Source organism: Pseudomonas lactucae (assembly GCF_016937615.1).
In the GTDB taxonomy this organism is placed as follows: Bacteria; Pseudomonadota; Gammaproteobacteria; order Pseudomonadales; family Pseudomonadaceae; genus Aquipseudomonas; species Aquipseudomonas lactucae.
The window spans coordinates 1-9,053 of sequence record NZ_JAFHKI010000171.1 but is presented as its reverse complement, the minus strand read 5'-3'; the positions used below and the strand labels follow the sequence as shown (position 1 = coordinate 9,053).

Sequence of the window (9,053 nt, the reverse complement as noted above, 5' to 3'; positions counted from 1 at the left end):
CGGCATCGCCCGCCCACTTGTCCAGCAGGTGGGTTTGCGTCAACAGCAACGGGCTGCCACTGTCGGCGAGCATGCCTTGCAAGCGCTCACGCGGATGCTCCGGGTCCAGCGGCAAATACGCGCCACCGGCCTTGATCACGCCCAGCAACGCCACCACCAGTTCCACTGAACGCTCGGCTGACACCGCCACCGGCACGTCCGGCCCCACGCCCTGGCCTTGCAGCCAATGGGCGAGTTGATTGGCGCGCGCGTCCAGTTCGGCGTAGCTCAGGCGCGTGTCGCCGTACACCAGCGCCAAGGCGTCAGGTGTGGCACGTACCTGTTCGGCGATCAACGCAGGCAGGCTCGGGTACTGCGCATAGCGGGTTTCGGTGGCGTTCCAGGCATCGATCTGGCGCACCTCGACAGGGCTCAACAAGGTCAAGCTCGCCAACGGACGACTGCTGTCTTCGAACTGCTCCAGCAAACCAGCCAGGTGTTCGCTGAAACGGGCTATATCGGCTGCGGCGAAGGCATCCTGGCGGTAGCTGAATTCGATCTGCAACTGCGCGCCGGCATGAATCACCAGGGTCAATGGGTAGTGCGTGGTTTCGTGGCGCTGCACGGGCCAGAAACGCAAGCCACTGGCCTCACCAAGGGCCTGCTCCACCGGGTAGTTTTCGAAGACCAGCAAGGTGTCGAACAGCGCTTGTCCCCCCTGCCCGGCCCAGCCCTGGATCTCGAACAACGGCGTATGTTCATGTTCGCGCAGCGCACTGTTGAACGCTTGCAACTGACGCAGCCATTCGCCCAACGGCTGCTGAGCGGGTGGCGTCTGAATCACCGGCAACGTGTTGATGAACAGCCCCAGCGTGCGTTCGGAGTCCGGCAACTGTGCCGGACGGCCCGCCACCGTAGCGCCGAAGGCCACCGTGGCCTGCCCGCTATAGCGTTGCAACAACAGGCTCCAGGCGCCTTGCACCAAGGTGTTCAGGGTCACGCGCTCGCGGCGGGCGATGGCGCTCAACCGCGCGGTCATTGCCGCATCGCATTGCCAATGGTGCTGGCGGTGACCAACCCCCTCGCCCACACCGGTCACGGTGTTGACCAGCAAGGTCGGTTCATCCAGATCGACCAGCCGCTCGCGCCAGAACGCCTGACGCTGCGCCAGATCACGCTGTTGCAGCCATTGCACATAATCGACGAAACGCCCTGCCACCTCGGCAGGCGGCGTGCCCCGGTAGTGCTGCAACACCTCGGCGATCAGTCGCGACGAGCTCCAGCCGTCGAGCAACAGGTGATGGCTGGTCAAAATCAGCTGATAGCGTTGCTCGCCCAGACGTACCAACAGCACCCGAAGCAAGGGCGCGGTGCCCAGGTCGAAGCCCTCGTTACGCTCCTGCTCCGCCAGCGCTTGGACAGCGATTTCGCGGTCCGCGCGCTCGCGCCAGTCGAACAGGCGCACCGGCGATGGCACGCTGCGAAGCACGGCTTGCAACGGCTGGCTCAGCCCTTCCCAAAGGAAGCGGGTGCGCAGCACGTCATGCCGCGCCACGGTGGTGTCCCACGCCTGCTTGAAACGCAGAGCATCGAGGCCGTCGATGGCCAGGCTCAACTGGTTGAGGTAGTGGCTTTCGTCCGGGGCCTGCAAGGCGTGGAACAACATGCCCTGCTGCAACGGCGACAGCGGATAAAGCAACTCGGTGTCGGCGGGCAACAGCAGGCCTTCCAGCGTGCCTTGGTCCACCCCTGCCAACGGAAAGTCCGAGGGCGTGAAGCGTTGCGCGTCCGGGCTCAGGCAATGTTCGATCAAGCCTTGCAGCTCGGCACGGCATGCCTGCGCCAACTGTTCGACCCAGGCCGACGCCAGCCGCGCGCCGCTGTACTGCCAGTTCATGTGCAGCTCGCCCTGGCGCACCTGGGCATTGATGATCAGCTCGTTGCCCAACGGCGCATCGGCCGCCTGGTCATCACCGCCCCGCTCAGGTGCGATACCGAACAACCCCTGTGCATCCAGGCCACGGTCGGTCTGGCCAAGGTAGTTGAACGTGATCGACGGTTGCGCGCCCGCGGCCAGTTCGGCACGCACCTGCGGTTCACCGAAGTAGCGCAGGATCCCATACCCCATGCCCTGATCAGGCACCTGGCGCAGTTGCTCCTTGATGCCCCGAATCGCCGCGCCGGCCGGCGCGGACGGGTCGGCTTGCAGACGCACCGGGTAAAGGCTGGTGAACCAGCCCACGCTGCGACTGAGGTCAACATCGCTGAACTCGGCCGGGGCTTCACGGCCATGGCCCTCCAGGCCGACCAGCAGGCTTTCGCCCCCTGTCGCACGCAGGACCACACGGGCCAGCGCAGTGAGCAGCAGCTCATCGACTCTGCTGCGATAGGCCTGTGGCGCCTGGGTCAGCAATTGGCGCGTCAGTGGCTCGTCCAGGCGCACCTGGCATTCACGCACCTGGTCGCGGCGACGGCTGCCCAGTTCATCCATCAAGGGCAGGCTGGTCACACCGGTTGCCTGAGTGGCACGCCAGAAGTCCAGCTCCACCTCACGCGCGGGCGCCTGCGCCTGGAGCACTTCACCCCAACGCTGGAACGCAGTGGTTTTGTGACCCAGATCCAGTGGCTGGCCCGCCTGCAGCTGGCGATAGGCGCGTTGCAGGTCCTCAAGCAGAATGCGCCAGGACACACCGTCCACCACCAGGTGATGCGCGGCCAGCAACAAACGCGGCCCCTGCGCACTCTCGAGCAGCAGACCACGCAGCAACGGCCCCTCACTGAGGTTCAGCCCGGCTTGAATGCGGCTACAGGCACTGGTCAATTGTGCCGCGTCCGTCACCTGTACCTGATCCAGCGGCACCGACGCCGTCTCGACGTGGTGTTGCTGCCAGCGGCCTTCGGCGTCCTGGGTAAAGCGCAGGCGCAAGGCGTCGTGATGCGCCACCAACGCCTGCAATGCACGACTCAGCAGCGTCGCATCCAAGGCTTCTCGCGGTTGCAACAGTACCGACTGGTTCCAGTGCTGACGTACATGGATCGGGCTTTCAAAGAACCAGGCCTGGATCGGCGTCAATGCGGCAGCCCCCGTGACCGGGCCTTGTGCCTGCTCGACATGCTCCTGAACCTTGGCCACCTGGGCCAGCCCCCGGATCGTCTGCTGTTCGAATACATCCTTGGGCGTCAGCAGCACGCCGGCCTGACGCGCACGCCCCACCAATTGCAGGGAGACGATGGAGTCGCCGCCCAGCTCGAAGAAGTTGTCGGTCGCGCCGACCTGAGAATGCCCCAGCAACTGTTGCCAGAGGTCGGCCAGCAGGGTTTCCACCTTGCCGCTGGGCGCAATGAACTCGCCGTCCTGGACCTGCCAGTTCAGGGTCGGCAGCGCGGCCCGGTCGAGCTTGCCGTTCGGGGTGACCGGCAAGCGTGGCAACCACACCAGCCGCGCCGGAATCATGTAGTCCGGCAACTGCCCGGCCAACGCTTGCTTGACCCGCGACTCCAGGCTCGGCTCATCCGCCGAGAGGGTAGCCACCGCATAGGCGACCAGCCGCGGACCAGTCGGCGACGGCAAGGCCAGCACCACGCAGGTCTCGACTTCAGGGTGCTGCTGGATGCGCGCCTCGATCTCACCGGGCTCGATGCGATAGCCGCGAATCTTGATCTGCTGATCGATGCGACCGACGTATTCGATGACCCCTTCGCTGCCCCACAACACACGGTCGCCGGTGCGGTACATACGCGCACCGGGCACGCCGTAGGGGTCGGGCACAAAACGCTCGGCGCTCATCCCCGGTCGGCCATGGTACTCACGAGCCAGGCCCGTGCCGCCCAGGTACAGCTCACCGCTGACCCCGGCCGGCACCGGCTGCAGGCGTGCGTCGAGTATGTAGGCGCGGCGGTCGCCAACAGGACGGCCGATCGGCGCATAAGCCGACAGGCAGGCCTGGCTGGCCGGCACTTTCCATACCAGTGGCGTGACCACGGTTTCAGTCGGCCCGTAGCCATTGATCAGGGTACGCGGCGCCAGGGTCTGGCGGATGCGCTCGAAGCTGGCCTGCGGCATGGCTTCGCCGCCAAAGGAATACAGATCCAAGGCCGGCGCACTGCCTTGGGCCTGGGCCTCGACAGCCAGTTGCCCAAGGTAGACCGGTGGGAAGCCTGCGTTGGTGACCTGATGGTCCGCCAATGCCTGCAAGGTACGCCCCGCGGACCACAGCTCTTCGTCACGCAGCACCAGGCTGGCGCCGCACGTCAACGCCGTCAGCCAACGCTCATGGGCACCATCGAAGGCAAAGGAAATGAAGTGGAACTCACGGGACTCCTCGCTCATGTCATACAACGGCGCGGTGGCGTCGCAATGCATGGCCAGTGGGCCGTGGGCCACGGCCACCCCTTTGGGGGTGCCGCTGGAGCCTGAGGTGTAGATCAGGTACGCGAGGTTTTGCGCGTGCACCTCGACATCGGGGGCCTGGTCGCTGTAGCCGTCCAGGTCCAGCGTGTCGAGATCGAGCAACGCCAGGCCCGGCGCTTCGGGCAGGCGCTCCAGGGCCATCTGCTCGGTGATCAGCAGGCGCATGCCGCTGTCTTGCAGCACATAGCCGAGGCGTTCGCGGGGGTAGTCCAACGCCAACGGCACGAATGCCGCACCGGCCTTGGCCACCGCCAGCAGCGCCACCAACAGCCGATTGGAACGTTGCAAGGCCACGCCGACGCGCGTTTCGGCGCAGACGCCACGGGCAATCAACAGGTGGGCCAGGCGGTTGGCCTGTTGCTCCAGCTCGCCACGGGTGAGGGTCTGGCCGGCACAGATCAGGGCCACGCGCTGCGGGTCTGCCGCCGCGTGGGCGGCAATGCGCTGCTGCACGCTGGCGAACGCCGGCGGCACGTAGTCCGACGCGCTCCAGGCCATGAGTTGAGTGTGTTCGGCAGCACTCAGCAGACTGAGCGCGGCCAACGGCTGGTGAGCATCGGCGATCAGGCCAAGCAACAGACTGTTGAGATGCCCGGCCAGGGCCTCGACGCGGGCGGTGGCGAACGCATCTCGGCGGTAACCGAACGTAATGTCCAACGTTTCACCGGCGAAGATTGCCAGCGACAGCGGATAGTGAGTCGCTTCCAACGTGCTCGACGCTTCGATACGTACGCCGCTGCGCTGGCGCATGGCGTGATCGACCGGATAGTTCTCGAACACCAGCAGGCTGTCGAACAGGCTTTGTCCACTCACCCCCGCCCACCGCTGGATATCGGCCAGCGGCGTGTGTTCGAATTCACCCGCCTCGGCGCTTTGGGTTTGCAGTTCACGCAACCAGTCGCCCACCACCTGGCCCGCGTCGCCAGTGGCGATCACCGGCACGGTGTTGATGAACAGGCCCACCACGGCTTCGGCGTCGTCCAGCGCGCTGGGGCGCCCCGCTACTGTCGCGCCAAAGGCTACCGATGACTGCCCGGTATAGGTTTGCAGCAGCAGGACCCAGGCGCCTTGCACCAGGGTGTTGAGCGTCACGCGTTGGCGGCGGGCGAACTGGCGCAGGCGCTGGCTGTCGGCAACCGACAGGCCGCTGCGGATCACGCCATGCCCGATCGCGTCGCCAAGCCCTTGGGTATCCCGGCCTGGCAGGCTTTCGGCGAGCAGGGTCGGGCCCTCCATCGTCGCCAGGCGCGCTTGCCAGTAGGTTTGGGCCGCCAGTCCATCCTGGGCACCCAGCCAGGCGATGTAGTCGCGATACTGACTGCGCGGCGCCAATGGGCGTTCGCCCGCGTACTGTTGCAGCACCTCGCCGATCAGCCGCGCGCTGCTCCAGCCGTCGAGAAGAATGTGATGGAAGGTCCAGATCATGCGGCAGCGGTTGGCATCCAGGCGTAACAGTTGCACCCGTTGCAGCGGCAAGCGCGTCAGGTCGAAACCTTGCACGCGTTCGGCGTTGGCCCACTCGTCCAGAGCCTGCTGGCTGAGCCCGCGGGCGTCATGCAGTTGCGCCACGGCCGGGCCACGGCGCAGCACCGCTTGCAGCGGCACGCTGAGTTCAGCCTGCCAGAGAAACACGCTGCGCAACGTGGCGTGTTGTTGCACGGTGGTTTCCCAGGCGTGCAGGAAGCGTTGCGGGTCGAGTCCTTCGAGCACCACGTCGATCTGATTGACGTAGGCCGATTCGGCATCGCCTTGCAGGGAATGGAACAGCAGCCCCTGTTGCAGGGGCGACAGCGGATACAGGTCTTCTACGTCGCGCGCGGCCAAAGGCAAGGCATCCAACCGGGCCTGAGTCAGCCCGGCCAGTGGCACGTCGGAAGGCGTCAGCGCGGCGTTTTCGGGGAGCAGACAATGGGCGGCGACAAGGCTCAGTTCGGCGCGCAGATCGTCCAACAGGCACTCCAGCTGCGAGGGGCTGTAATGTCCAGGGTCGGCGCGGCCCTCGAATTGCAACTGGCCTTCAACCAGGCGCGCATTGACCGTCAACGCGTGGCTCAGGGGTGCGGCATCGTCGCGCTGACGGCCTTGAGGTTCACTGGCAAGGCCAAACAGACGCTGGCCATCGAGGCTGGCGTCGTATTGCCCCAGGTAGTTGAACATCACTTGCGGCGGGGCCTGCTCGGCGAGCAATGCCTGGGCAGACGCCGGGCCGAGGTAGCGCAACGCACCGTAGCCGATGCCCTTGTTCGGCACCTGGCGCAGTTGCTCCTTGACCGCCTTGATCGCCGACCCCAGGTCGCCAAGGCCGGGGCTCAGGCGCACCGGGTACAGGCTGGTGAACCAGCCAACGCTGCGCTCGATATTCAGGCCTTCGTGGTAAGGCGCAGGCAACGCGTCGCGCCCATGACCTTCCAGGGCAACGCTGAGCGACGCCTGCCCGCTTTGGCGGCAGAGCACGCGGGCCAAGGCGACGAGCAGCAGCTCATCCAGACGCGTGCGATAGGCACCTGGCGCTTCCTTGTGCAGGCGCCGGGTCAGTTCGGCCGGCAGGCGCAATCGGCGCTCTACCGCCTGGCCTTCATACCCCAGGTCTTGTGCCGGTTGCCCAAGCGTCTGCGCGCGCCAGTAATCGAGCTCATCAAGCAGCGCCGGGCTTTGTGCAAATGCCTGCAAGCGCTCGCCCCACTGGGCGAAGCTGGCACCCACCGGCGCCAGTGTCACCGCCTGGCCTGCGCTCTGCTGTCGATAGGCTTGCTGCAAGTCTTCCACCAGGATTCGCCAGGACACGCCGTCCACCACCAGGTGATGGACCACGATCAACAGCCGTTGGCTGCCATCGCTCAAAGCCAGCAAGGCGGCGCGCAACAAGGGACCGTTATGCAGATTGAGGCTGGTTTGCAGGCGCTCGGCCTCGTGAAGAAAGGTTTCGGTGTCCGAGGCGTCGATTTCCACCAGCAGGTTGTCATCGGAAACCTCGGTGTAGCCCTGTTGCCAGGTGCCATGGGCGTCCTGCTGATAACGCAGACGCAGGCTGGCGTGGTGTTCAGTCAGGGCGGCAAGGCTGGCGCGCAGGGGTTCGGCTTGCAGAGCCTGTAGCGGATGCAGCAAGGCTGACTGGTTCCAGTGTTGGCGCTGTGCAATCTGCTGACTGAAAAAGTAATGCTGAATCGGCGTCAGCGGAGCAGGCCCGACGGTCACGCCCGGCTGCTGTTCGGCACCCTGGCGGGCATTGCGCGCCGCATGGGCCAAGGCTGCCAGCGTCGGGTGCAGGAACAGGTCGCGCGGGCTCAATTGCCAGCCGGCCTGACGTGCACGACTGATCACCTGCAAGGACAGGATCGAATCGCCTCCCAGCTCAAAGAAGTTGTCGGTCATACCGACTTGCTCCACGCCCAGCACCTCGGCCCAGATAGCCGCCAGCGCCTGCTCGACCTCACTGCGCGGCGCCACGTAACCTTCGGCAGCGGCCTGCCCTTCGGGCTGCGGCAGTTGCTTGCGATCCAGCTTGCCGTTGGCCGACAGCGGCATGCCATCGAGCCGCACCAGGCGCCACGGCACCATGTATTCGGGGACGTGCAACGCCAGGTGCGCCTTGAGCGTTTCCTCTTCGGTCGCGTCACCAACCCAATAGCCGATCAGCTTGTCGTCGCGGGCAATCACCACGCTTTCCTGCACGTTGGCATGGGCGAGCAGCACCGCTTCGATCTCGCCCAGCTCGATACGCAGGCCGCGCAACTTGACCTGATGATCCAGGCGCCCGAGGTAGTCAATCGCACCATCGGCACGCCAGCGCGCCAGGTCACCGCTGCGGTACATGCGTGCACCGGGAGCACCGTACGGATTGGCGACAAAGCGCTCGGCGGTCAGCGACGGACGCGCCTGATAACCGCGCGCCAGGTTGACCCCGGCGATGTACAACTCGCCTGCCACGCCCACCGGGACGGGGTTGAGGTCAGCGTCGAGAATATGAACCTGCGTGTTGGCAATCGGCCGACCAATCGGCACGCTGCTGCCATCCTCGCGGCAGGCCCAGGACGTGACGTCGATAGCCGCTTCGGTCGGGCCGTACAGGTTGTGCAACTCGCTGGCCGTCTGCGCCAGCACCTGGCGCTGCAACTCGGCAGGCAAGGCTTCGCCGCTGCAAATGATGCGCTTGAGCGAGGTGCAAACCGGCAACTCGCCGGCCGAGACAAAGGCCTGGAGCATCGACGGCACGAAGTGCAGCGTAGTGATGCCGTGCTCGACGATCAACTCGCGCAGCTGCTGCGGATCACGATGCGCACCGGGTGGCGCCATAACCAGCGCCGCGCCACTGAGCAGCGGCCAGAAGAACTCCCACACCGATACGTCGAAGCTGTACGGGGTCTTTTGCAGCACGCGGTCGCTGGCCGTCAGGCCATATTCGGCCTGCATCCATTGCAGGCGATTGAGCAGACCGGCGTGGCGGTTGCCCACGGCTTTGGGCTTGCCGGTGGAACCGGAGGTGTACAGGCAGTACACCAGGTTTTCCGGGCCGATATCGACCCTCGGCGCCGTCTGCAATTGAGTCGCCAACGGCAAGCTTTCGAGGGCATGCACCGGCACGCCGGCACCGCCCGCCCACTTGTCCAGCAGCTGGGTTTGCGTCAACAGCAACGGGCTGCCAATGTCGGCGAGCATGCCTTGC

Annotated in this window: 1 protein-coding gene; it reads right to left on the bottom strand. The window is 65.6% G+C overall.

The window, feature by feature from the left end; genetic code table 11:
• Positions 1-9,053: non-ribosomal peptide synthetase (locus tag JWR98_RS25955; RefSeq protein WP_205491583.1), on the bottom strand; the 9,053-nt coding region annotated here is incomplete at both ends.